This is a genomic window from Sphingomonas pituitosa NBRC 102491 (assembly GCF_001598435.1).
GTDB classification, from domain to species: Bacteria; Pseudomonadota; Alphaproteobacteria; order Sphingomonadales; family Sphingomonadaceae; genus Sphingomonas; species Sphingomonas pituitosa.
Window position 1 is genome coordinate 134,529 of sequence record NZ_BCYY01000010.1, and the last position, 23,006, is coordinate 157,534.

Genomic DNA, 23,006 nt, shown 5'->3' on the forward strand with positions numbered 1-23,006 from the left:
TCCTTATCTGCAACGAACCTCGAAGGCCGCGGGCTGTTCCACGTCCGTTCCGTCAATCCACAGGTCCGTGGTTGCCCCGTCTTGACCGATCGAGCCTCTTAAGGGAACATAAAGGGAACGAGTAGAGTCTTAGAACACGATGACTGCCGCCCTCGAGTCCCTCGCGCCCAGCATAGCGCACCTCCGCACGATCGCGACGCCCGCGACCGACTACCGGGTGCTGCCCTTTGGTGTGGACGCAATCGACAGCCGTCTCGGGGCAGGGGGGCTTCGCGCCGGCGCGCTTCATGAGGCATCGGCGCGCAGCGTCGCCATGGTCGACGATGCCGCCACGACGCTCTTCCTAGCCGGTATCGCCGCGCGCGAAGCCGCAGAAGCGAATGCACCGGTTCTGTGGGCGAGCTGCCGCAGCGACCTGTACGCGCCAGGCCTGGCTCAAGCTGGTCTACCATCCTCCAGCGTGATCTACGCGCAGCCCCGCGACGATGCCGCGCTCCTGGCCGTCATCGAGGATGCGGTTCGCGACGGCACGCCGTCTGTGGTCGTCGCTGAGGCAACCCGGGTTTCGATGGTCGCCACGCGGCGCCTGCAGCTGGTGGCCGCCGAGGCAGACATGCCAGTGCTGCTGCTGCGGCGCCGTCGCGGGCGCGAACAGGATCCGCTGGGCGAGCCATCGGCCGCATGGACGCGGTGGCGGATCGGCGCTGCGCCGTCCGAGCGGCTGAGTGTTGCCGGCGTGGGGCGGCCGCGATGGTCGGTTGAGCTGGCGCGCCAGCGTGGTGGGGCATCCTTCTCCCTGATTGTGGAGGGTAGCGATGAGACGGGTCGTCTCGCTGTTCCTGCCGAACTTGGCCATCGAGCGGCTGAGACGGTTGGAACGGCCCGCAGCGCGGCCGCCTGAGCGGCCCGCGCTTCAGCTCCCCGTGGACGATGATCCCGGCGCTTGCTCGGTGCCGAGGAATGGAGGCTGGCGACCTGGTGCCCGCTGGGCGCGGCAAGGTGCGGATCCACGCGCCGACGTCGAGGCGCAGATCGCGGCGCTGCCTTCGCACGCGAAGCCGCCGATGCGCGAACTCGGCCGACGCTCGGAGCCCGCCAGCAATCCATACAAGGCAATTCACGGCGTAAGCACTGCGGAAGCATCGCGTTTTCATATTGAAACCACATCAGAGGCGCCGCTGGCGCTGGTGGGGAAGGTGGGCCGCCGCGAGGAAGTCGTGGCCGCGTGCCTCGGTGCGCAAGCGCTCGGCATCCGCCCCGGCATGGCCGCCACGCACGCCCGCGCCCTGGTGTCGGACCTGGACTTCCGTCCCGCAGAGCCCGAGGCGGATGCTGCGCTTCTCGATCGCCTAGCCCTGCTGGCCGTGCGCCGCTGGTCGCCCACGGCCGCGGTGACGCCGAACGACGGGCTTTGGATCGACCTGACCGGCTGCGAACACCTGCATGGCGGCGAGGAGCGTTTCTGTAGGCGGCTCCGGCAGTTCTGCCGGCGCGCTGGCCTCACCGCGCGCGTCGCCGTCGCCGATACTCCCGGCGCGGCACATGCTCTCGCCCGTTATGGCCGAGATGATCTGATCCGCGTCGAGTCGGGCAGGACGGCCGACGCGCTCGCACCGCTGCCGATCGCCGCCCTTCGCCTATCCGCGACTGCACAAGCTGCAGCTCGGAAGTTTGGGTTCGAGCGCATTGCGGATCTCTTGCCTGTCGCGCGCGGCCCGCTCGCCCGACGCCTTGGTCTGCCGGCGATCGAGCGCCTCGATCAGGCGTTGGGCGCGGTAGCCGAGCCCATTACGCCGCGAGAGGATGCGGAGGTGCCGTTCGTCGAGCGTCGGCTGCTGGAGCCGATCGGCACCGCAGAGGCGATCGAGCAGGTCATGGGCGATCTGCTGGGCGACCTGGCCCAAGTGCTGCAGGAGAGGGGTCTCGGCGCTCGATCACTTCGATTGACGGGTCTGCGCGTCGACGGCGGCGAGCAGGTGGTGGCGATCGGCACATCTCGGCCGACGCGAGAGGTGTCGCACCTCCTGCGCCTGCTGAAGCTCCGCATCGATCGCATCGACCCTGGAATGGGGCTCGAGCAGTTCTGGCTCGTTGCCCCGCATACCGAGCCACTCGATGCCGTGGACCTGGGCGCGGTGCTCGCCGGCGACACGATGGTCCGCGATCCGTCGCGCCTCGTCGACGTCATCGCAGGCAGGATCGGCCCCAGCGCCGTTTTCCGCATCGCGCCTGTCGAGAGCCATGTGCCCGAGCGCGCCATCGCGCAGGTCGATCCCAATGAGCAACCCGGAGAGTGGCCGGGTTGGCAGCGCCCGATCCGGCTGTTCGCGCGGCCCGAGCCGCTCTTCAATGTTCTCGCGCTGCTGCCTGACCAACCTCCGCGCCGGTTCGAGTGGCGCGGCAAGCGCTACACGATCGTCGGTGGCGACGGACCTGAGCGCGTCCACGGCGAGTGGTGGCGACGCGATGCCGAGACCTGGGCGATCCGCGACTACTACCGGGTCGAGGACGAGGAGGGCGGCCGCTACTGGGTGTTTCGCCGCGGCGACGGCTTTCAGGACAACACCGGAGATCTTTCCTGGTGGATCCATGGTGTGTTCGGATGAGCCGCTATGTTGAGCTGCAGGTGCTCACCCATTTCTCGCTGCTGCGCGGTGCCTCGAGCCCTGACGAGCTGTTCGCCGCCGCGGCGCTGCTCGGCTACCCGGCGATCGGCATAAGCGACATAGGCACCGTTGCCGGCGTCGTGCGAGCATGGGAAGCACAGAAGGCGACGGGGGTTCGCTCGATCGCGGGCACGCGCGTGGATCTGTCCTGCGGCCGCCGGCTGCTGCTCTACCCGACCGACCGCCCTGCTTGGTCCCGGATCACGCGGCTGCTGACCGTCGGCAAGAAACGGGCAGGGAAGGGGGGATGCCTGCTCCACTGGCACGATCTGGAACCCTGGTCGAAGGGCGTCATCGCCATCCTGCTGCCCCATGAGGCCGACGAGGAGAACCTGGCCGCCCTCCGCGATCTGAAGAAGGTCTACGGCCGCCGCGGCTACATGGCGCTGTTCCAGCGCCGTCGCCCCGGGGACGCCGTGCGGATCGACGCGCTGGCGAGGCAGGCGGGCGGTGCCGGAGTTCGCGCGGTGGTGACCGGCGACGTGCTCTACCATGCCCCCGATGCCCGCCTGTTGCAGGACGTGGTGACGGCTGTGCGCGAGAAATGCACGGTGGACGAGCTCGGCTATCGCCGCGAGGTGAATGCCGATCGCGCGCTCAAGTCACCCGACGAGATGATCCGGCGCTTCCGCGCTTATCCCGATGCGCTGCAGGCGAGTGTCGACATCGCCAACGCCTGCACCTTCGACCTGGGCGAGCTGGCCTACCAATACCCGCATGAGCGGCTGATCGACGGGCTGACGGCACAGGAGGCGCTCCAACAGCTGGCGACCGAAGCCGTGAACCAGATGTTCGACGGCGACGTGCCGGCTGCCTACATGAACCAGATCGCGCACGAGCTGAAGCTGATCGAGGAGCTTGGCTATGCGCCCTACTTCCTCACCGTCTACGCAATCGTGCGGGAGGCCCGCCGGCGCGGGATCCTCTGCCAGGGCCGAGGCTCGGCGGCCAACTCCTGCGTATGCTTCGTTCTCGGCGTCACCTCGATCGATCCGATCAAGCACGAGCTGCTGTTCGAGCGCTTCGTCTCCGGCGAGCGCCGCGAGCCGCCGGATATCGACGTCGACTTCGAGCATGAGCGCCGCGAAGAGATCATCCAGTGGATCTACGAGACCTATGGGCGCGATCGCTCGGCGCTGACCGCCGTCGTGACGCGCTACCGCGCGCGCGGCGCGGTGCGTGACGTCGGCAAGGCGCTGGGCCTGCCCGAGGATCTGACCTCCTCGCTCGCTGGCCTGGTCTGGGGCTGGTCGGCCGAAGGGGTAGGGGACAAGCAGGTCGAGGAGCTGAACCTCGATATTGGCGATCGCCGGCTGCGGCTGACGCTCGAGCTTGCCCGCAAGCTGATTGGGGTGCCCCGGCACATGAGCCAGCACCCGGGGGGCTTCGTCCTCACCCATGATCGCCTCGACGATCTGGTGCCCATCGAACCCGCGGCGATGGAGGATCGCCAGATCATCGAGTGGGACAAGGACGACATCGACTCGCTCAAATTCATGAAGGTCGACATCCTGGGGTTGGGCATGCTCGGCTGCATGAACCGCGCCTTCAACCTGCTCGAGGCGGAGAAGGGTTTGCATGTCGAAATGAAGGATCTGCAGGACGATGATCCTGCGGTTTTCGGCATGATCCAGAAGGCCGACACCCTCGGCACCTTCCAGATCGAATCCCGCGCGCAGATGTCGATGCTCCCACGCATGAAGCCGCAGCGCTTCTACGATCTGGTTATTCAGGTCGCGATTGTGCGGCCAGGCCCGATCCAGGGCGACATGGTGCATCCCTATCTGCGCCGGCGCGAAGGGCTGGAGAAGCCCGAGTACCCACGCCCTGAGCTGCGCGCGGTGCTCGAGAAGACGCTTGGCGTGCCGTTGTTCCAGGAACAGGCGATGCGGGTGGCGATCGTCGGCGCCGGCTTCACCGCGGCCGAGGCCGACCAGCTCCGCCGCGCGATGGCCACCTTCAAGTTCACGGGCGGCGTCTCCCATTTCAGCGAGAAGCTGATCGAGGGGATGGTCGAGCGTGGCTACCCGCGCGAGTTTGCCGAGCGCACCTTCCGCCAGCTCGAGGGCTTTGGCTCCTACGGCTTTCCCGAGAGCCACGCCGCCTCCTTTGCGAAGATCTCCTACGCCTCGTGCTGGATGAAGCACCACCACCCGGATGTGTTCTGCGCGGCGCTGATGAACGCGCAGCCCATGGGGTTCTACGCGCCGGCGCAGATCGTCCGCGACGCGCGCGAGCACGGCGTCGAGGTTCGGCCGCCTTGCATCAACGCGAGCCGGTGGGACTGCACACTCGAGAAGACTGGCGGCCGCTACCTGGCCGTGCGGCTTGGGCTGCGGCAGATCCGCGGGCTGTCCAATGCTGACGGCGCCAAGATCGCGGCGGCGCGGGGCACCGCGCCCTTCACCTCCGTTGAGGAGGTCTGGCGTCGATCGGGCGTTCCGCGCGCGTCGATCGAGAAGCTTGCTGACGGCGACGCCTTCCACAGCTTCGGTGCCGATCGCCGGCAAGGGCTCTGGAAGGTAAGGGGGCTCGGCGAAGCGCCGCTCCCGCTCTTCGCCGCCGCCGACCGCGCGGCCGAGCGCTTCAGCGCGGAAGGGATGGAGCCGGAGGTAGCGCTGCGGCCGCTTACCGATGGGCGCGAGGTGATCGAGGATTACCGCTCGCTGCAGCTGTCTCTCCGCGCACATCCGCTGTCCTTCATTCGAGACGATTTGCGGCGGCGGGGCGTTACCAAATGCGCCGATCTCGCGAACATCCGCGACGGCCGACACGTCGAGGTCGCCGGCATCGTCCTGGTCCGCCAGAAGCCGGGTTCGGCTAAGGGGGTCTTGTTCATCACGATCGAGGACGAGACCGGAATCGCCAATGGGATCCTCTGGCCCGACCGTTTCGAGGCGCAGCGCCGGACCATCATGTCAGCGTCGATGGTGGGCCTGAAGGGGCGGGTGCAGAAGGAGGGCGAGGTCATCCACGTCATCTGCGACCGCATCATCGACCACGGTGATCTGCTGCATCGGGTGGGTGAAATGTCGTTCCCGCACAAGACTGGCCGCGGCGACGGGGCGCGGCATGCAGGCTCGCCTGATCGCGGCGACGAAGCCTGGAAGCCCGAGGCGCGCAACCAGTACTGGCCGCCGCACGCCGACGGCATGGATCCGGAGGACGTCGTGCGGTTCAAGTCGCACGACTTCCATTGAGCCATGGCCAAATTGCCGAGGCACCAGCGCGTCGTTATCGCGCTCTCGGTGCATATTCTGAGAAGCGGGGTGACCAGGTGCGCGCAATCCCGTGTCGATCTGCCCGAGATTCGCTTGGCGCTGCGCTGCCTGCTGCCCCACTGCCCGGAGAAGTGGCCGCTCACCTGCTATTGGGACGCTGCGGGCCAAGAGAATGAGATCGGGCGATCCCAAGGGGTGACTGCTGCGTTCAACGGGATCGTGCGGCAGCTGCGGCGCGCCGGCTGCTACGAGGAGGTGACGCCGCATGATCTTCGATAGAGCGCGACATGCCGGCTAAGGTCGAAGGCCCGTACAAGACCCTGGGCGAGTGGGCTGTCGAGCGCGCCGACATGCGGATCGTCTGCGAATGCGGACGCACGATCAACGTGCCGGCCGACAAGATCCTCTCGCGGTTCGGCAGGGACAGCAGCGTCCAGCAAGCCGTGATCCGCTTGCGTTGCAGTACATGCCGGCGCCGCGGGCATGCTACCATTTCTCCCATTTCGGTGTTGAAGCGCTAGGAAGGGTTGGCACGATGCCGGAGACGAAGCCCACAACGACCGACGATATCCGCAACTTGCTTGCGCACCTTCTAGCCGGCGCGGCGGGTGAAGATGAAGCGCACTGGCTGAAGCTGATTGGACCGGTGACCGCTCTGCCGATCATCGATGCTCCCAGGTCTAATTGGCGGATCGAGCCGAAGGGTAAGCCTGGGGAAGTGGAGGCGATTGAGAAAGCCGCAGAGGTGGTGCGCTTGGCCTACCCGTATGTGCCTTCTCCTCGCGCGGGAGGCGCCGCTCGCTGATGCGCGGAAATGCGCCGAGCGAGCCTCAGCTCTGCTCGGCGCGCTGCGTACCACTCGTCGGGTTAGCGCTTCAGATACTCGCGAACGTCATCGGCACGATCGCCTACGGCGTTCACTGCCTCGACCAGCTTCTCCTTCGACACACCGAAGGACTCCATCCAGTCTCGGACCTCATATTCCTCGCTCAGCGAAATCCGCTGGCGATCTTGACCACCAACCTGCGTCTTATCGTCTGCCATGCCTTCACCTCCTGGAGCGATGCCAAGCCTTTGATTATTTGGCTGAAGGGCCTTCCGGCTCATCGGCCTGCTTCCGCGTTTGGAGGTACGCAGCCCCAACGAGGGCCAGCACAACCGCCGCACCTGCAATCAGGCCGCGGTTCCTCCTGAAAAATCCTTTCGAGGGTCGTTTGGACTTCGCTTTCGCGGAGCGGGCTTTCTTATTGGGCTTCTTCGTCATGCGGGCTGAACCGTTGTGCCGCCCACTAGTTGCTCACATTGTCCGTTGCAGGCATCGCGCTAGCGTTGTCTTTTCTGGAAAGCGGCTTTCTGTTGTGGAGAGGATCATTGGCAGCTTCGCCCACCCCCGACTTCACCGTTTCGGACGCCGACAAGCTCGCGATCGCCAGCCACGTTGTGCCAGCAATCATGGAGAGCTTCCGAGCCATGTCCGCTGAGGGTGTGGTGACGGCAGACGACGTGATCGACACCTTGTCCCTTGGCATCGCCACGATGCTCGAGAACGACACCCACATCAGGACGCCGGAAGATACCGAGGCCGCGATGCAAAGCGTTGAGACGTTCGTGAACCGCTGGGCCCGCCGGCTCCGGGACGGACGCTCCTCGCCCGACGGCCCGAGTTTCCTCGCCAAATCGATCGACAAGTATCGTGCCGAGCTGGCCGAGATCGAGGCACAGGCCGCCGACCAGAGCTAAGCCGGCGCGCTGGAATGCGTCACCTACTCCGCTGAGCCGTCTTCCGAGGGCGTTTCGACATAGCGGCTGAGGACGGAGTTTCGCGCTGCCATCTTCTCCCACATCTCTGCGCTCTCGCTGTGCTTTCGCCGCACATTGATCAACGGCGTCGCTTCTGCGGCTTCACGGTGCTCGCGGGCTCTTTCGAGACAATAGGTCGGACTCTCGCTCATACCGCTCCCCATCTGGGCGTCTAGAACGTGAAGAAGAGCCGATCGTTGCGAATAGAAGCGATAACCTTCATCTATTACAAGCGAAACGGAGCCGAATAACCTATGCAAAAAAATGGCGCTCCACCACGGAGCGCCTACGAAGTTTGGGTCGTGCGGCGTGAATACCATCTCGCTTCCGATGATCAACGGCTTGCGACAATACATTACAAATTTTCAGAGCGTGACGCCTACGAGTACCATGAAAAAGGCAAGGATACCGGTTGCTATCTTGCCGGCCCCGATCGTCCTTGCTGCTACTCCGCGCCTTTGCCTGTTCCAGGTCTTGTCCCGCGCTGTTCGAAGGGCGAGCACGCCATCCACACAGAGGACCGATCCGACGATGAAAAGGGCGATGCTGAAGGCTTTGACGAAGCCCGTGACGCCGTGGCCGGTCATCAGAAAGAACGCGATCAGTGCAATGGTGAGGAGTGCATAGAGCATCATACCGACGTCCAGGACGCTGTAGATCCGGTAGAGCCGCGGGCGCCCGACAGGACTGCGCGCGATCACGATCGGCCGCTTGCAGGTGAGGCAGCCTCGAACCTTATGCCGCTTCAGGTTCTGGAACAGGATGTTCTTGCAATAGGGGCAGTGCGCTGCCTGGATCTGCATAGGAGCGTTCATGCGCCGGCCCTTCCGACGTAGTAGACGTCGATCACGGAAAGGCCGCGTCGGACACCTTCGATCGTGACCTCCTCGGCGTCGTCGCATTCTGAAAGAGCTTCTCCGGTCAGGCGCCAGCGCATGCCGCCATCGTCGCAGATCATGCGCCCCCTAGATGTCGTCATCATCTTGCCGGAGAGCCGCATCGGGGGATCAGACGCCATCGTCAATCTCCACGGGTTTGTTGAACACGCTGAAGCACTCGGGCGCACAGTGGACGAGCCGGCGCCCCCTGCACACCGCCTGCAATCCGTCCATCATCACCGGCTTGTGCCCGAGGCGACGGCACGGACTGTTGGTCCTGTCCCGCCATCCACAGGGCACCGCCAGCGGCTCTGGAGCGATCTCGACATATTGCGCCTCGAGATCCTCGGGATCAATCGATGGCTCGTTTTCCGAGAAGAGATCTGCCTGCAGCTTCATCGCGCACCTCTTGAGGAAGGAAGGGGAGGGCGCCGACCTGACACTCTCGCCCTTCCTCTCCCCCTCTCCTCATTGCTGCCCTGGCGTCGCGCTGGCGCCAGCAGGCGCCGGGGTCGGCGCTGCGGCGGCCGCCGGCGGAGCAAGGCGGACCTTCGCGTCGGTGGTCAGCTTGCGATAGGCGTCGAGTAGCGCCAGCGAGGTGATCTTCCCCATGTCGGTGCTAGTGTAGCCGCCGCCGAGAGCGCCGATGCCGGCATTCAGGAGCACCCCGCCGCCGATGATCGAGAGATCCTTCTTGCGGACCTGGCCGCTGGCGATCGCGCGCTGAATGCCGGTGGAGACTTCCACGAGCGCCAGCATCACCTGGGCTTCCAGCTTCTTGCTCTTGAAGCCTAAACCGCCGCCGAACATCCCGCCGGCGCCGCCGCCATAGCCGCCCGCATCGCCGTCCGAGTAGACCACGGTTGCGGTGAGCAGATAGTCGGCCGCGCGGAGCGTGTTCGTCTTTGCGCCGGCAGTGGTCGAGCCAGCCATCTCGCGCTCCCGCTGCAGAGCGTCGAAGCCATCGCCGCGATCCACGATCAGGAAGCAGTTCGAGTTGGCGGCGAGCAGCTTGAGGAGCGGGATCGGGTCAACTCGGGCCTGGCCGCCGTTTTGCTGGGCCTCTGCCATTCGCATCATAGCCGCGATCTGAGGAGGGAGGCCGTCCGTCGGCGACGCTGCGCTGCGTTTCTCGACGATCGCCATCGTGCCGAAGGGTTGAACGCACTTGGGCACCTCGGAAGTCTCATCGACCCCGGTGCCGCCCTTGCCCATCTTCTGAGCATTTGCGGTGCTGATCGAGAGCGCCAACGCGGCCGCAGTCAGTAGAACCTTACGCATATTGTTCCTCCTGTGGTGTTTGCATTTCATCGACACGGATCGGCGTCAGCGGCTCCAGATCTGGCGGAGACGGACTATGAGAAAGGGCGTGGTTATCGCGCCTGCCACGACGATCGCGATTGCCGGGTCACGGAGCGACGCGCCCGCTGGCGCAGCGGCTAACCAAAGCAGAGGCAGAAGCACTGCCTCACAGAGAACGACCAATAGATATGGGTCCAGGTCGCCAGCGGCGATCGGGCCAGCACCGGCGAGCTCCGCGAGCGTGGGACGGATCTCCCTACGGGTGTCTCTGCCGCCGATGTAGCCTTCTGCGTAAAGGGTACCGATCAGCTGGTCGCGGGACTCAGGTGGCAAGTCGATGCCAACCTGACTGCACACCTTTCGGACGTCACGAGTAAGCCGCTTGTACCGTGGGCAATCCATCGAGCTTGGCTGCATTGATTTCGCTGTCGAAAATTGTGCTCTCGCCATCACATTTCTCCTTCGACACTGTTCGGCTCTTTTGCGACGATCGTGCGGATCTCCAGCGCCGCTGCATCGTCGTTGCAGATCCAGTTTTGGAAGAGGGGCTGCCACCTCGCGCGCCCGTGGCAGGCCGCACTCAGGCGCGCCTTCGCAGCTTCGTTGTCACGGGCAGCGAGGAAGGCGATCCGACCATCGGGCAGCTCCCGCTCTGCGATCCCCGGCGAAATCACTACTGCCGGCGACGCTTTGCGCTTGGCCACTGGCACCGCTTCCTCGTCCGCCTGTTCGGGTAGGGGCGGGGATGGAGCATCAGCCTCTTCCGCCTCGGCCGACGTGACCACAACCTCTTCCTCCCCCTCTTCCTCTCTCACCAATGAGGATGGATCGGGGTCCAAGGCGTCTTCTGCTGCTTCAGCCGCCAGCTGCTCCTCGTCGGCAGGTTCATCCACATGCTCGGCAGCGCCATCGTTCCTCTGGGCATAGGATCGCGCTTCTATGCCGAGGCGCTGCGCCATGGTCTGCTCGTCCGAGACGTGCGCGGCCGCGAGCTGCGCGCCGATGGCTGCAAGGGTGCCGCTGGGTACACCGCTCGAGAAGAGCTTGCCGATCGGGCTGACGCCGGCAAACTCCACCCAGGCCCGATGGAAGTTGTCGATTTTGTAGACCGGAAGCGCCTCAGTGATCTTTGTGCGATCGATCTGCCCATCCGCGGGGATGACGACGAAGGTGCCGACTTCGCTGAAAGCTTTGTCGTGATCGTGCGCTTTCAGCCAGGCACGCAACACATCGCGCTGCCGGCGCGCTTGGGCAACGGGGTTGGGGATCTGAACCGGCCTGCGGCGGCCCTCATACCAGACAACCCATTCGTCGTGTTTGTTGCGCGACATGCGCCCTGAATAGTTCTTCACCTCAACCACAGAGGCCTTACGCGACAACCGTGACAGGATGACGTGATCGAACTGAGCAAAGCTTCCGATCCCATCGGGAATGCGCAGGTCGTGGACAACCACATGATCTTTTGAATCGAAGAAGAGGCGATCAAGAATGTGCGCCGTTTCCTTCTCGCCGATGATGCCGCGCCTGTGCGCGAGCATCTTCTTGCGGAGACGATCTGATGGACCGCGCGCCATGGCGCGAGCAATCAGTTCATTGGCCTCCAGCAGCTCGTCAGCTCGTGTAGATACCTTGGAAATCACCCTGTTCCCCCTATTCGTATCGCGAGTTGTTAGAGTTCCAGACCGAGGTTCTTCTCCGGCACCGGCGGCCCCTTCGCGCCCTTGCCCGCGTCCCCAAGCCCCATGTCGTCGGTCTTCTTGCTGAGCCCCATGTCGTCGCCGCCTTTGGCGTAGCGTGCCGCATCCTTCTCATCGAACCGGGGCATGGGCGGCAGCGAGCCTCCGCCAGCATCGCTAAGGCTGAAGCGCATAGAGGGGCCTGCGGCTTGCTCGGAGCCGCCACGGCGGCCGCCTTCTGCACCGGCGCCCGCCCCAGTCTCCGGCGATCGCCTTGGCTCTGCGCCCTCATCGGAGCGGGGGAGGGGGGGCAGGGAACTGAGATCGCGGTTCTCTACCCTTCCGCTCAGCGGCGGCGTGTTGCCACCAAGCCCCTGACCTGGCTGGAGGGGCCCTCCTGGCGTGTTGATGCTGCTGTTCGGCCCATCCACGTTCAGCTTGCCCAAGGTTTCCAGCGATGAGGTCTTCATGCCGGTGTTTCGGTCCAGCTGGCGTTCGACCTTCTGCTTGTTGTCGACGACAACCGTCAGATCGTAGCGGACGCGGCTCACGCCGACATAGAAGAGCTGCTGGTTCGTGAGGTTGGTCTCACGGCTCGAGAGCGCCAAGATGCCCTTGTCGGCCGTCACGCCCTGCGCCATGTGCATGTTCAGCGAGTAGCCGAGGTCGAGGCGCGTGAGCATCGCATCGCCGTGCTTGAGTGTCAGCACCTGCTTGCTGGCCGTCTCGACCGTAACACCCTTGCCGTCGATCGACACCACGCGGGCAGTCGCTGACTTCTCCAGACCCCGCTTTTTATCGGCTTCCGTCCAGCGAACGGTATCGCCTTCGTGGATCTTGATGGTCTTCAGGACCGAGACCTCGATCCGCTCCCTCTTGATCGTCGGGTCTATCTTCTGCGGGTCGATCTTCAGCCGGCGACCGTTGTGCTCCAGCTCGACCTTCCCCCTCGAGGTGACGCCAGTGACCGTGAAGGTGCCTCTTTCGATCCCCAGCTCCTTGATGGCGCCAGTGACGTCGATGACCTGCCCCTTCTCGTAGGTGTGAGCGTAGCGCTTCTCCTCTCGGGTGAGGTTCACCTTCTCCCGCACCTGCAGCGACAGGCCTTCGCCTTTGATGACGCCCTCGGCGGCTAGGCCCTCCTGAATCCGATTGTTGATCGTCGCGCGAGCCTCGCGCCCCGATGCGAAAACGGCGGTTGCCGCCCTCTCCTCCGGGGAAAGCGCGAGCCAGCGCTCAGCCGCATTGTTTGCTGGGCTGGCGTCGGTCACAACCTTGTCGCCCAATACCCGCAAGGCAGTGCTTGCCTTCCCCGTTTCTGCCAAAGCCGCCACGGTCTTTAGCTGATCGGTCTGCTGCCGAAGGTTCTCCTTCATCCAGGTGATGGTGATCCCGCCGGCTTGCGCGACCGAAAATGCCTTGCCCCAATCGATCGACCCGAGCTGCTTGCGGTCGCCGACCAGGACGAGCTTGTCGGCGCCGAGCGCCTCCGCGATGTTGATCAGCTTCACCATGTCGTCGGTCGAGACCATCGACGCCTCGTCGACGGCGAGGATGGTGTTCTTCATCTCGGCCTGTTTCTCGATCGCGGCGGGACTGGTCCTGTCGGTGAGGAACCGCTCGTTCTGCCAAATGAAGGACGCGATCGTCTGCGCGTCGATGCCAGCCCCTTCCTTTAGGTCGCCGACCATTTTGTTCTGGAAGGCCAGGCCATGCAGCCGCTTGCCCCCGCTCTCCGCGACGCGCGCGACGCCCTCTAAGGTCTGTGCGACACCCTGCAGCATGGTAGACTTGCCGGAGCCGGCGACCCCCTGGATCGCCACGATCTTGTCAGCGCTGGAGACGATCAGGGTGGCAGCGGCGAGCTGCCCTGGGTTCAGTTCGTGCTTGGACGCAGCCTGTACGCGATCAGGGGCAAGATCTGCGCTCAGGATCGGCGTTGCCTGCCCCTTTGTGGCTTCGATGCGGTCCAGGATGTGCTGTTCGGCTTGCATCGCCTCTCGGGTGGTCACCATCGTCCAGCTCGTCTCTCCCTCGCGCGTGACGCCAGGTAGAATGCGACCTTGCTCGACCAGCTTCTCGATCCGCTCAGTGACGTGCTGGATGGTCACGCCCTTCAGCCCGAGATCGAGCGCCGTCTTGGACAGTCGGTTGACGTCGAAGGCTGCCTCACGCTGCGCGTGTATCCTGATCGCTGAGGCAACGGCGAACTGCGCCCGCGCCGCCTCCGGCGAGGAGGCGAAGCGGGCGACACCTTTGTCGACGAGCGGATCGGGCGTGCGGGTGAGGTTGCTGACAAACTCCCGAGCTCCGCGCACAACCTCGGCCATGAAGGCATAGCCTCGCCGCAGCGTGCTTGCGTTCTCCGGTGCGGCCGAGGCTCGCAGCGCGGCTGCGATCAGCTCCTTGCCGTCGAACCCGTAGGTGGCAGCTTTCTCCCGCCAATCCGCGATCATCTTGTCGCGATCCTCAAGAGACAGCTTAGGATCGCGGGTGCGAGCGGTGATGGCACGGATGCCCTGAGTGCTCTTGATGCCCAGCTCGTCGGCAACCTTCAGGATCTCTGCGCGACGCTGGCTGTTCACCTCCATCACGTCTTTGGGCACCCCGACAACCTCAAAGGTGCCGTGCTTCCCCTTGGTCTCGATCTGATAGCCAAGCTTCTCCATCTCGGCGCGCAGGAAGGCATGATAGATCGAGCCGATCACGGTGTTGTTGGACCAGATCTTGTCGGCGTGCAGCGCCTGCCACTTTCCGTCAGGACCCTTGGTCAGATTCGCAACAAGCGCGTGGATGTGGAGCTGCGGATCGAGCGCGCGAGATGTGTCGTGCTGGACGAGCGCGTAGACCAGGTTGCCGGTCTTCACCGGCACCTTCTTGCCGTCGATATCCTTCCGGGTTTCGGCAAGGTTCTTCTCAACCCACGCCATCGTGGCGCGCACCGCTTTCGTGTGTGCGCCGTCCTCGCCGAGGATCCGCTTGTCGCCGGCAACCAGGGCCATGATCGATACGGACTTTGGCGCTGAGAAGGTCAAGTCATAGCCGGGACGTCGCCCCTGATAGTCGGCGACCTTCTCCCCGGATGCGAGCTGGCCGTTCAGGATCTTGCCCAGGTCCGATCTGGTGACCTCGCCGGAGACGCCGGCCTCCTCGGCCGAGGCGCCGCCCCACTCGCTATAGTCGGCCGCATTCTCCCCGGCGTAGTAGTCCGCCGAGGCGAAATCGTCCTTGCCGTAATAGTCAGCGGCGCCCCCTGCTGACCCGATTGAGGCAATGGAGTGCATGACCTACATCCCCATCCCGTCATCGCTCGGACCGAAGTCCTGGCGCAGCTCGATGGACGTCTGATCTTCTACCTCTGCTGCGGGCGGGGCAGCGAGATCGTCGCGTTGGCTGAGGGAGGCCGCTCCGCGTTCAGCATCGCCTTGCCGGGTAATTTCGGCGTTGGTGTCGTCATCGCCCTTTTCAGCGTCGGGCCGAGGCGCTGACGGATCCATCCGATCCTGCGCCTCGCGATGGATTTGTGCCTCCTCCTCGGACGCCTCTGAGGGTTGCGCGAGGATCCCTGCGGCAAGTGCGGCTGCAGCGCTGGGGGAAGTCCCTACCTCCTCCACCAGTTCGGGCGAGCCGTCCCTACCGCCCGCCACTTCTCCGTCTGCACCTCCACCACTCTTTCCGCGAACACTAGCCGCCGGCGACGCCGGCGGACGCTTCACGAAGCCGGGTGCGATGGTGGGGTAATTCTCCCACTGCAGCTGGATGCGCGCGGCAGGAAATCCGTCAGGGAATTTGACGAAGCCGTGCATCGAGGGGAGGTTTGTGATGTCGTCAGGAATGACGAGCGGCTCGACCTGCTTACGTGGCGTGAGCGTCGAGGCATCGCGGGTGTTGTTGTAGCCGTAGCTATAGGCTTCATCCATCTGCCGAACCTCGCGGCTGCCGATGTAGCGGCTGCACTGTTCGGCGGTCTCCAGGTCCGCCGCGGCGAGGATCAGTTTGGTGCGGGCGAGGGAGGAAAGGTTGCGGGCATTTTCCTCGCCGTAGACATGCACCAGCTTGTCGAAGGAGTGCAGGCCGAGGATCATCGCGCCGCCGAAATTTCTGGCGGTTTGCAGGCCGCTTTCGATTGCCGGCAGACGGTGCAAAGCGCCGAGCTCGTCGAACATGAACCAGGTGCGGAGCGACCGCGTGCGCGGCATCTCCATCAGGGCGTAAATGGCGAGGTTGCTCCACAGCGTGAGCAGCGCGCGGTTCATCTCGAGATCGGTGTAATTCGAGGTGATAAAGAGGATCGAACCCGGCTTTTTGTCCCGCGTGATCCAGTCCTTGATCGAAAACGGTTCGCCGTCGTCAGGGAGGAAGCGGAGCACCTGCGCATTGGTGTTGAAAACCGCGCGGATGGACTCTGCCATTCGGGCGGCTTCCGGTGCCGTCAGTGGGTCCGCGATCGTCTTGGCCAGGTACTTGTGGACCGCCTTCAGATCGGCCGTCATCAGGTTCTCAGCGAGCGCACGGTTGCTGGTCTGCTTCTTCTCGATCAGCTTCATGCACATTTCGATAAAAAGGGTGCGCGCGGCCATGGCCCAAAAGGGCTCCGCCGAGCCGCCGTCGGACGGGATCAGCGCGGCCGCAGCGGCGGTAAATTCCGAGTAGGTCACGCAGTCGTTGAAGATCGACCAGGCAGGGCAGCGGGCGTCCAGCGGGTTCAGGATCGTGTCGCGTTCGGGATCGTAGAATGCCTCGACATAGGCACCGGTCAGATCGAACACGACCGCGTTGTCCTGGCGCTCCTGCATCTGTTTGATCAGCTTGCGCAGCGCCGTCGTTTTACCAGCACCAGTGGTGCCGATCAGCATCGTGTGAGACTGCTCTAGGCGGTGCGGATAGGGGATGCCGGCAAGGGTGTAGGGGTGGTGGATACCAGCGGCCTTCCGAGCCCCGAACGGCATGCGAAGAACCTGCTGCGGCGTGTGGCCGGGGAAGAGGTTGGCAGCCTCCTTCTCGAACTCGACCTGGTTGTGCTGAACGATCTCGGCATAGAGCACTTCCCGGGTCACCAGCATTGCGCCACGCTCGTGCCGCTCCTCAAGGATGTTCTTGCCGCGACGACGGGAGAAATCGACGTACCAGACAGCTGTGGGCACGGTGATGAAGCTGGCGATGAAGAGGCAGCCAATCAGGCCGCGGACTGCCTTGTGCCACGCGAGAGCGACCTCTGGCACATACGGCACGTACCCCATGTAGGTTTGGCGCACGGAGCCGTCGGGCAGGAGGAGGTTCACCTGCTTCATCGGGTCAAGCGAGACCCAGCCCCAAAGCGCCGACAGAATGCGCATGCAGATGAGCTGGATGTTGTTCTCGTCCAGCGTGATCGACAGCACGATCGTGTACGCCAGAGCGAAGATCACCAGCCACATCAGAACGGGCATTTTCGCGCCCGACAGCCACATCAGAACCTCGTGGCTGAGGAGCTGGCTGCCGCGCGTGAAGTTGCCCGAATTGCGCTTCACTTCGCCGCGTGCGGAGTGGTGCTGAACGGTGACTGGACGGCCGTCACTGCGGATGTCAGCGCGCGCCATGATAGCGCTCCATCCGGTTGTTTACTTCGAGGAGAATACCATCGCGGCGCTCAGGAAGGTCTTCCTGGATCATCACGTCGAGAGCGAGCTGCGCGTACTCGCAAACCCGGCGCAACCGCGCGTCGCTATCGGATATGAGTTTTTGACCGCGCAGGAACTGATCGACGGCGCGCCGAATGACTTCGCCGGTTGAGCAACCTAGACGTTGCGCAATGGCTTCGACCTGAGCCACTTGATCCGCACTTAAGCGGGTCGTGCTTGGCTTTGACTTCATTGATCAGCCTCCGGGCAAAGGAGGCTGATGGGCACTGCGGAATAGATGCCCTCATACTTGCTACGAGGTGCGGTTGCAACGTTAAACCCGGCAGCGTGCCGGGAGGTGTATGCGGGGCGAATACACCTAAGGTGCTGTAAAGACTGGATAATATACGTGTATGCGCCCCGCTGCGCTTTTGTATGCGCCCCGCATACACGGTTTATGCTCGCTAACCCATTGAGACTAAAGGATAACCTTGGCACCTTGGTGCGTACGGTGTGCTCTCTGTAGTCCCATATCATGGGTGGAGTTGATCCTGCTGCTGATCGATTCAGATCGATGGGAATCCGTCGCGGATTCCGCGGGGCACCGGCTCGCCGGACGGCGAAACTGGTTGTTGGAAAGCGCTTCGCGCGGGGTCACGGCCCGCTGCAAACTGGTCTGCATTGGTGTCGATCCTGTAGGGGGGTAGGGGGTCTTTTCCGCCGATCCGGGAAGGGGTAAGATGGGCCTGTTCAGAGCCCGATCAGCCTGACCGAAAAGGCATGGAAATGGCGAAATCACTGGATGCTGAACAGGCCGCGATCGAGGCCGACGAACGCAAGCTGGCTGAGCGCCGAAAGGCGCTTCAGGCAAAGCAGCGGGAGGCAGCGATCGCAGCGATCGAGAAGGCCGGTTTGCTGCGGATGCCGATCGACCGTCTCGAAGGCCTGATGAAGGCGGTGAAGAAGCTGGGCTTGGACACCGTGGAGAAGAGGCTGGAGGCTTCAGCCTAGTCTCTTCGAGGTCCAAGCAATGCGACGGCCGCACGCGAGGAAAAGCGCGTGCGGCCGTTTGCCTGTCCGGCGATGTGAGGCGACGGCGAGCGCCTGGGCGCGATGCCGGAAGTCGAGCGAGCAGGCCAGGGGCGTGGCATCGCCGGCTCAACGGTATCAGGCAAAAAAATGGGAAGCGTGGCCGTCAGGCCAGCGCTTCCCATTGCCGATTCTCGGTAGGTAGAAGGATCAGGCCCAAGCCAGATGCGGAGACCCGTCGAGCGGTCTCACCCGGGCCATTTCGTTCAGGTGGGGCAGGTAGGTCTGAAGTCCCGGCTCACTCGATATGCGGCGGTGAATGCATGGGTCGGAAAGGCGACGGCGAAGCTCGTCGAGTGGGATCGCTCCGATTGTCTCGGAACCGTCGAGCCCGAGCATTTCTAGGATAGCGGAGCCGTTCTCGCTCGATACCTCCAGCGCTGGCGCGGCGTCGGGATCGGACGACAGGCCGAGCCAGATGTCGCGGTCGTCGGAGCGCCAAAGGCGGATCCTGCGGCCGCGAAATTGCGCCTCTTCAAGCACCGAGATCACGCCGGGATAGTGGTCGAAGCAGGCCGAGACGGAGGCGAGGGCAAGGGGGCAGACGCGGGCACTGAAAGAGAAGCTACGATCAACGATTGTGCCGTGCTCCGGGATAAGGAGCTGCATATCGAGACGGACGCTCTCTCGCTTAAGCAATCGGCAGAGTTCGACCAGCTGATCTGGGTTGATGATCGCGGGCGTGATGGTGAGGGGATTGAAGCCGTCGTCGACGCGGAACCTGATGGACATCGCCACCTCCTTAGGTTGAACCGCCCTTTTCTCTCCCCCTCCTCTCTTGCGCTCATGGACGCCCCTGATCGTCGCGGTTCAGCCGGCGATGCGTAGTGCCTCGCAAGGCCCGCCAGGGCCGACGCCAGAGGCCGAGCGAGCCGGCCTGGGCGGTTGGGCAGCAGGCATGAAAAAGGGCCACGAGGTTGCCCTCGCAGCCCTGAAAAAGGAGGAGCAGAGCGCTCCCCCGATGTTACTTCAGCACCTGCACCACCACGCTCGCGACGCTGCCAAGCAGCGCGATGATTGCAAGAATGCTCGTGATGATAACCATCCACACGCGCATCTGCTCGTTGCCAGCCTTCACCGCGTCGACGCTCATCTTGATGCCGTCGAGCTTCGCTTCCAGCGCCTTGTTTGCCTGACCGATAGCCACGTCGATGTGCTCCTCGAGCGCTTCCACCACTTTGGCGGCAGTTTCCTCTTCGATATTAGCGCTCTTCAGAGCACGAAACAACAGAACCTCCATGATGATCCTCCTAGATCGTCGAAAAGACGGTCCCTCGCGTTGGGTGCGGCGGCGAGGGTCAAGGATCGCGCAGCGACCGCGTAAGCGGCGGTGGGGGCAACGATTTTCCCGCAGGGAAAATGGTGGGGCCCCGCCGTCCTTGAGGCTCGTCGCCGCGCCCAACACACTGGGACATCTTTGAGAAAGAGATCCCCACGCGCCCCCATGGCGTGGGCCGGGGCTCGATGCCCCGGTTCACGCCTATCCGCGGCAATGCGTAGCTAGGGGAGGCCCGAAGGGGCCGTACCGACGCGAGCGAGCCGGATCATACCAGCGCCAGGGCGCGGGCAATGACGGGCGCATCTGCGCCGTTAACCAGCTCGCCGCGGATCTGGCCGCTGGCGATCCTGCCTCGGATCGCGGCCAGCGCTTCAGCAGTGGGTTTGAGCTTGTAGGCGAACAGCACCGGTGCGCCCTCGTCCGTGTCGAGTACGATCACCTTAGCCTTCAGCAGGTGGTCGAGCCGCTTGCGTGCCAGCTCGGCATTGATCAGATCGCATACGACGAATTCGAGGCAGTTCTGAAGCTCGTCGCCTTCCCCTTTCGAGGGTGGGGCATTCGCTGCGAGCCACGCATCGATTTCGGCGGTGCTCGGCCCTGAGTAGCCGCGCAATTCGTGGTACTTATCCGGGCCGCCGCAGCCCGCATTGCTGGCTTCGAACGCCGCTACGCCGTCTACGCAAATGATTGCGGTGAAGGCATGTGTTTCCTGCGACAGCGAAGCACAGTGGCGCAGCTTCTTGATCGTGATTTTCATGGTGGAATCCTCCCTACGTGGTTAGGTCAGGCAGGCACGGCGGCGAGCAGGAGATGCGGCGGGATGACGAAGCGGGCGAACATCTCGATCGGGCCGTCGCCCTCGCGCGCGAGGCGGGAATCGAGGTGCTGGAGGTAGAGCCACGCCTCGACGGTCTCGTCGTTTACCCATTCGTCCGCCATCGAGGTTCGACGGCAGAACTCCGGGGTCATTTGCGACCAATCCAAAGCGTCGAGGAAGCGCGATCGCCGCTCCGCATATCGGACGATCCGAGCATAATCCGAGGCGACGATAGCGATGCAGGTTGAGAGGAGCATGATGCTGCCTTTCACGCGGTTGAAACCGCCCTTTTCTCTCCCTCTCCACTCTCGGCCGCAGGCCGATCGGGCTCGCGAAGCGTGGCCGCCGGCGAGGCGTAGCCAGCGCGCCCAAGCCGAAGGGCTTGGCCGCGTTGCGAGCGAGCCGGGTGGGGCGGCAAGGATTTCCCGGTTCGTCGCAAAAGGCGGCAAGAATTGCCGGGTGGGCCGCTACGGAATGCGCGGTTGATCTATGATGTAAGTCTGCGGCAGCCCCTTACCGGAGGGGGGAAGGTCGCCGCGCGCGACGCCGCCAGCGAGCCCCGGCGGGGGCGAGGCTGGTGGTGGCGCGCGCGGCGACCTGGCGTGGGGGGAACCTGTAGGGTTTCCCCCACTCCCGAAAGCACGACAAAGGGCCAGCGCCGGGGAGGGATCGCCCCGGGGCTGGCCAGTCTCTTTCCTGCCAAGGAAACGGGGGAGGGCGGCGCGAGGGGCGCCGCCCTTTGCCTCATCCCCACATGCTACGCTGCGGGGCGGGGGCCTGACTGGAATGGCGGAACGCGTGGGTGGGGACGCCAGCCTTTTTCAGGCTGTCGAGCAAGTTTGCCTGAATGCCCGAACCTTCACAGACGATTGCCTCAACGGCGCGGAGACCTGCCAGCTGGTCGTTGCGGACAAAGCCCGCGCGGTTGCCATGGCGCGCGGTATTCGGCGCGAACGCCACAACCGGAACCTTGCGGCTTGCGGCCCATGCCGTGGCGATCGCGTCGGCTCCCTTGCGCTGGGCGGTGGTGCAAAGCGTCATGTTGGGCACGCGCTCCTTGATCTGGTCGAGCCGGGTCCAGATTTGTTTATCGTCGTGCCATTCCTGCCCGCCCGAAAAGACGACAAGCGGGCCGCTCGGCGCGCGCTGTTCGCGAAGGGCGGTTGCGCGGGCCTTGAGGAAGTCGGCGGCGGCGATCTGGCTTGCGGTGGTAGCGCTGGAAACGCGAGTTCCGCGCGCGCTGCTCCACGGGCGGCCTGTCTCGCTGCGGTAGCATTCGGCGGCATAGTCGCGCATGCACTCGATTGCGGCTCGCTGCTCCATCTTCGTTTGGGTTCGGAGCTGCAGTTCCTCCAACTCGGCCGCATAGATTTCGGACGGGTCCGGGTGCCGGATCAATTCGCCGAGTTCGAGCGAAAGGGCGTCTTCCTCCCGGGCCAGCTTGGCGGCCTCAAAGTGGAAGCTGTTCACGAAACCCCACGCAATCGCCTGCGCGCTCGTCTCTAGGCGGGTATCGCGGAACAGGTCGAAAAGGGTGACCATGATTGCATGGCAATCGTGCTGCGCCTCGGCAGGCTCGGGCATGTCCAGCTCTTGCACGGGCGCGCCAGCTTCCACGATGGAAAGCGCACCGACGTCGCCGAACGCTTCGACAAATTGAGGGGCGGCGGTTTCTTCGGCGAACGCGGCGGCAATGGCCTGTTCCCGTTCGGTGCGGAGCGCTTCGCCAAGCTGGGCAAAGCTGGTAAGGCGGGCGGAAGTCGTTTCCTTCGTCATGGCATGCAATCCTTGGCAGTCGGTTGCGATCAGGGTCGGGGGAGCGTTGCTGCGCTCTCCCCGCCCGTCTGACGGTTGGTTATTCGGCGGCGGCGTCGATCAACTTGCCGGTTTCGGTCGCGTTGCCCTCGAAAGTGTCGCTACGCTGGCCGCGCGGACTGCGCTGGCGACGGGGGGCGGCTTCCTCGCCAGCCATATCGGACAGCGGCGGGATCGCGGGCTCGCCTGCTTCCTCGGTGGTTTCGTCCGACCGATTGCGGCGGCGGCGGTTGCCGTCCATGTCGCGGTTGCCGCGCTCTTCGCGGTTCCACACGACGCGGAAGCCGTCGATATCGTCACCGAAAAGGAGGATGGGCAGCGGGTTCTTGAAGCTCGGGTCCTCGAGCTTGCCCTGATAGAAGGTTTCGCCGCTGGTATTGCTCACCTGCTCCCACAGGGCACCCACGACAACCCAGCGGTTGCCGACGTTCAGGGCCATGATCTCGAAAGCGGGCGCACGATCATTTTCGCTGCGAACGGGGCGGAGGCCGAGGCGCGGGAGATCGATAGTAACCGAAGCGATCGAACCAAGAAGATCACCGTTCTGGGCGCGCTTGAACTGACCGATGTTCATGATCATTACTCCTATAGTCGGGGGCTTCTCCCCCTGTGCCTGGGCGGGGCCTCTCCCCTTTCCCTTCCGGCATCTTTCTTTTACTCCCTCCCCTCTAAGTATTGAAGCGCATTGATTTCTTGACAGAAACTCATCGTACCTGGTGAGTCCGAGCAAAGAAAAAGCCCCGACTAGGGGCGCAAAGAAAAAAGCAAATAACGCATTGGCCGCTCATGCGGCCAATTCTGTCTCTATTGCTGCGTTGAGCGCAGCCCGCCCTTGATCTCATCGCACCCGGAGCCGTCCTCGC

The 23,006-nt window shown here is 64.1% G+C and carries 22 protein-coding genes; 7 read left to right on the forward strand and 15 right to left on the reverse strand.

Annotation, left to right across the window (positions count from 1 at the left end; genetic code table 11):
- Positions 1-139: 139 nt before the first annotated feature.
- The 5 genes from SPI01S_RS10690 (at position 140) to SPI01S_RS10715 (ending at position 6,692) form a co-directional block, all read left to right on the forward strand.
- Positions 140-901: an ImuA family protein gene (locus SPI01S_RS10690; protein ID WP_174539095.1), complete on the forward strand. Its 762-nt coding sequence runs from the start codon at positions 140-142 to the stop codon at positions 899-901.
- Positions 816-2,606, forward strand: coding sequence for a Y-family DNA polymerase (locus SPI01S_RS10695; protein ID WP_306305023.1), 1,791 nt, complete (start codon positions 816-818; stop codon positions 2,604-2,606). Before SPI01S_RS10690 ends, SPI01S_RS10695 begins: the two co-directional genes overlap by 86 nt.
- Positions 2,603-5,866, forward strand: coding sequence for an error-prone DNA polymerase (locus SPI01S_RS10700; RefSeq protein ID WP_066721971.1), 3,264 nt, complete (start codon positions 2,603-2,605; stop codon positions 5,864-5,866). Before SPI01S_RS10695 ends, SPI01S_RS10700 begins: the two co-directional genes overlap by 4 nt.
- Positions 5,867-6,174: 308 nt before the next feature.
- The gene (locus SPI01S_RS10710) at positions 6,175-6,408 is read left to right on the forward strand and encodes a hypothetical protein (RefSeq protein ID WP_066721975.1); all 234 of its coding nucleotides are present in this window, start codon (positions 6,175-6,177) and stop codon (positions 6,406-6,408) included.
- 14 nt (positions 6,409-6,422) lie between these two features.
- Complete coding sequence (locus SPI01S_RS10715) at positions 6,423-6,692, forward strand: hypothetical protein (RefSeq protein WP_066721977.1); 270 nt, start codon at positions 6,423-6,425, stop codon at positions 6,690-6,692.
- A 62-nt stretch (positions 6,693-6,754) separates the two neighbouring features.
- Here SPI01S_RS10715 and SPI01S_RS21815 read toward each other — a convergent pair whose 3' ends face one another.
- Entirely contained in the window at positions 6,755-6,931 is a 177-nt protein-coding gene (locus tag SPI01S_RS21815; protein WP_084253398.1) for a DUF3606 domain-containing protein, read from the reverse strand.
- 327 nt (positions 6,932-7,258) lie between these two features.
- On the opposite strand from SPI01S_RS21815, the gene SPI01S_RS10720 reads away from it, so the two are divergent.
- On the forward strand, positions 7,259-7,627 hold the full coding sequence (locus tag SPI01S_RS10720) for a hypothetical protein (RefSeq protein WP_066721979.1): 369 nt from the start codon (positions 7,259-7,261) through the stop codon (positions 7,625-7,627).
- 425 nt (positions 7,628-8,052) lie between these two features.
- On the opposite strand, the gene SPI01S_RS10730 is transcribed toward SPI01S_RS10720, so the two are convergent.
- The 8 genes from SPI01S_RS10730 to SPI01S_RS21820 all read right to left on the reverse strand — a co-directional run bounded on the left by SPI01S_RS10730 (position 8,053) and on the right by SPI01S_RS21820 (position 17,354).
- Positions 8,053-8,490, reverse strand: coding sequence for a hypothetical protein (locus SPI01S_RS10730; RefSeq protein WP_066721982.1), 438 nt, complete (start codon positions 8,488-8,490; stop codon positions 8,053-8,055).
- 8 nt (positions 8,491-8,498) lie between these two features.
- Entirely contained in the window at positions 8,499-8,705 is a 207-nt protein-coding gene (locus SPI01S_RS10735) for a DUF5818 domain-containing protein (protein WP_157084641.1), read from the reverse strand.
- Positions 8,695-8,964, reverse strand: a complete 270-nt coding sequence (locus SPI01S_RS10740) for a hypothetical protein (RefSeq protein ID WP_066721986.1) — start codon at positions 8,962-8,964, stop codon at positions 8,695-8,697. Before SPI01S_RS10740 ends, SPI01S_RS10735 begins: the two co-directional genes overlap by 11 nt.
- Before the next feature lie 69 nt (positions 8,965-9,033).
- The gene (locus SPI01S_RS10745; RefSeq protein ID WP_245653553.1) at positions 9,034-9,816 is read right to left on the reverse strand and encodes a CsgG/HfaB family protein; all 783 of its coding nucleotides are present in this window, start codon (positions 9,814-9,816) and stop codon (positions 9,034-9,036) included.
- A gap of 500 nt (positions 9,817-10,316) precedes the next feature.
- A complete protein-coding gene (locus tag SPI01S_RS10755; protein ID WP_157084642.1) occupies positions 10,317-11,507 on the reverse strand; it encodes a nuclease-related domain-containing protein in 1,191 nt (396 codons plus the stop codon).
- A 29-nt stretch (positions 11,508-11,536) separates the two neighbouring features.
- The gene (mobF, locus tag SPI01S_RS10760; protein ID WP_066721993.1) at positions 11,537-14,827 is read right to left on the reverse strand and encodes a MobF family relaxase; all 3,291 of its coding nucleotides are present in this window, start codon (positions 14,825-14,827) and stop codon (positions 11,537-11,539) included.
- Between the two features lie 3 nt (positions 14,828-14,830).
- Positions 14,831-17,122 carry a type IV secretion system DNA-binding domain-containing protein gene (locus SPI01S_RS10765; RefSeq protein ID WP_066721995.1) on the reverse strand — a complete coding sequence of 764 codons (2,292 nt, stop codon included), beginning with the start codon at positions 17,120-17,122 and terminating at the stop codon, positions 14,831-14,833.
- Positions 17,109-17,354 (reverse strand): hypothetical protein, encoded by a 246-nt coding sequence (locus SPI01S_RS21820; RefSeq protein ID WP_218017598.1) that lies wholly within the window; start codon positions 17,352-17,354, stop codon positions 17,109-17,111. Before SPI01S_RS21820 ends, SPI01S_RS10765 begins: the two co-directional genes overlap by 14 nt.
- Positions 17,355-17,929: 575 nt before the next feature.
- Between SPI01S_RS21820 and SPI01S_RS10775 the strand changes: the two genes are divergently transcribed.
- The gene (locus SPI01S_RS10775) at positions 17,930-18,154 is read left to right on the forward strand and encodes a hypothetical protein (protein ID WP_066722041.1); all 225 of its coding nucleotides are present in this window, start codon (positions 17,930-17,932) and stop codon (positions 18,152-18,154) included.
- Between the two features lie 228 nt (positions 18,155-18,382).
- Here SPI01S_RS10775 and SPI01S_RS10780 read toward each other — a convergent pair whose 3' ends face one another.
- The 6 genes from SPI01S_RS10780 to SPI01S_RS10805 all read right to left on the reverse strand — a co-directional run bounded on the left by SPI01S_RS10780 (position 18,383) and on the right by SPI01S_RS10805 (position 22,717).
- A complete protein-coding gene (locus SPI01S_RS10780; protein WP_066721997.1) occupies positions 18,383-18,964 on the reverse strand; it encodes a hypothetical protein in 582 nt (193 codons plus the stop codon).
- Between the two features lie 232 nt (positions 18,965-19,196).
- The gene (locus tag SPI01S_RS10785) at positions 19,197-19,472 is read right to left on the reverse strand and encodes a hypothetical protein (RefSeq protein WP_066721998.1); all 276 of its coding nucleotides are present in this window, start codon (positions 19,470-19,472) and stop codon (positions 19,197-19,199) included.
- Between the two features lie 304 nt (positions 19,473-19,776).
- Positions 19,777-20,268, reverse strand: coding sequence for a hypothetical protein (locus SPI01S_RS10790; RefSeq protein ID WP_066722000.1), 492 nt, complete (start codon positions 20,266-20,268; stop codon positions 19,777-19,779).
- Positions 20,269-20,294: 26 nt separating this feature from the next.
- On the reverse strand, positions 20,295-20,480 hold the full coding sequence (locus SPI01S_RS22255; RefSeq protein WP_157084643.1) for a hypothetical protein: 186 nt from the start codon (positions 20,478-20,480) through the stop codon (positions 20,295-20,297).
- Between the two features lie 592 nt (positions 20,481-21,072).
- Entirely contained in the window at positions 21,073-22,104 is a 1,032-nt protein-coding gene (locus SPI01S_RS10800) for a DUF2493 domain-containing protein (RefSeq protein ID WP_084253401.1), read from the reverse strand.
- Positions 22,105-22,183: 79 nt separating this feature from the next.
- Complete coding sequence (locus tag SPI01S_RS10805; protein ID WP_084253408.1) at positions 22,184-22,717, reverse strand: DUF736 domain-containing protein; 534 nt, start codon at positions 22,715-22,717, stop codon at positions 22,184-22,186.
- Positions 22,718-23,006 lie beyond the last annotated feature (289 nt).

Bases quoted from the DNA above. Each gene is read 5' to 3' on its own strand.
- SPI01S_RS10690 (WP_174539095.1), top strand. From the start codon at position 140: ATGACTGCCGCCCTCGAGTCCCTCGCGCCCAGCATAGCGCACCTCCGC.
- SPI01S_RS10695 (WP_306305023.1), top strand. From the start codon at position 816: ATGAGACGGGTCGTCTCGCTGTTCCTGCCGAACTTGGCCATCGAGCGG.
- SPI01S_RS10700 (WP_066721971.1), top strand. From the start codon at position 2,603: ATGAGCCGCTATGTTGAGCTGCAGGTGCTCACCCATTTCTCGCTGCTG.
- SPI01S_RS10710 (WP_066721975.1), top strand. From the start codon at position 6,175: ATGCCGGCTAAGGTCGAAGGCCCGTACAAGACCCTGGGCGAGTGGGCT.
- SPI01S_RS10715 (WP_066721977.1), top strand. From the start codon at position 6,423: ATGCCGGAGACGAAGCCCACAACGACCGACGATATCCGCAACTTGCTT.
- SPI01S_RS21815 (WP_084253398.1), bottom strand. From the start codon at position 6,931: ATGGCAGACGATAAGACGCAGGTTGGTGGTCAAGATCGCCAGCGGATT.
- SPI01S_RS10730 (WP_066721982.1), bottom strand. From the start codon at position 8,490: ATGCAGATCCAGGCAGCGCACTGCCCCTATTGCAAGAACATCCTGTTC.
- SPI01S_RS10735 (WP_157084641.1), bottom strand. From the start codon at position 8,705: ATGGCGTCTGATCCCCCGATGCGGCTCTCCGGCAAGATGATGACGACA.
- SPI01S_RS10740 (WP_066721986.1), bottom strand. From the start codon at position 8,964: ATGAAGCTGCAGGCAGATCTCTTCTCGGAAAACGAGCCATCGATTGAT.
- mobF (WP_066721993.1), bottom strand. From the start codon at position 14,827: ATGCACTCCATTGCCTCAATCGGGTCAGCAGGGGGCGCCGCTGACTAT.
- SPI01S_RS10765 (WP_066721995.1), bottom strand. From the start codon at position 17,122: ATGGCGCGCGCTGACATCCGCAGTGACGGCCGTCCAGTCACCGTTCAG.
- SPI01S_RS10775 (WP_066722041.1), top strand. From the start codon at position 17,930: ATGGCGAAATCACTGGATGCTGAACAGGCCGCGATCGAGGCCGACGAA.
- SPI01S_RS10780 (WP_066721997.1), bottom strand. From the start codon at position 18,964: ATGTCCATCAGGTTCCGCGTCGACGACGGCTTCAATCCCCTCACCATC.
- SPI01S_RS10785 (WP_066721998.1), bottom strand. From the start codon at position 19,472: ATGGAGGTTCTGTTGTTTCGTGCTCTGAAGAGCGCTAATATCGAAGAG.
- SPI01S_RS10790 (WP_066722000.1), bottom strand. From the start codon at position 20,268: ATGAAAATCACGATCAAGAAGCTGCGCCACTGTGCTTCGCTGTCGCAG.
- SPI01S_RS22255 (WP_157084643.1), bottom strand. From the start codon at position 20,480: ATGACCCCGGAGTTCTGCCGTCGAACCTCGATGGCGGACGAATGGGTA.
- SPI01S_RS10800 (WP_084253401.1), bottom strand. From the start codon at position 22,104: ATGACGAAGGAAACGACTTCCGCCCGCCTTACCAGCTTTGCCCAGCTT.
- SPI01S_RS10805 (WP_084253408.1), bottom strand. From the start codon at position 22,717: ATGAACATCGGTCAGTTCAAGCGCGCCCAGAACGGTGATCTTCTTGGT.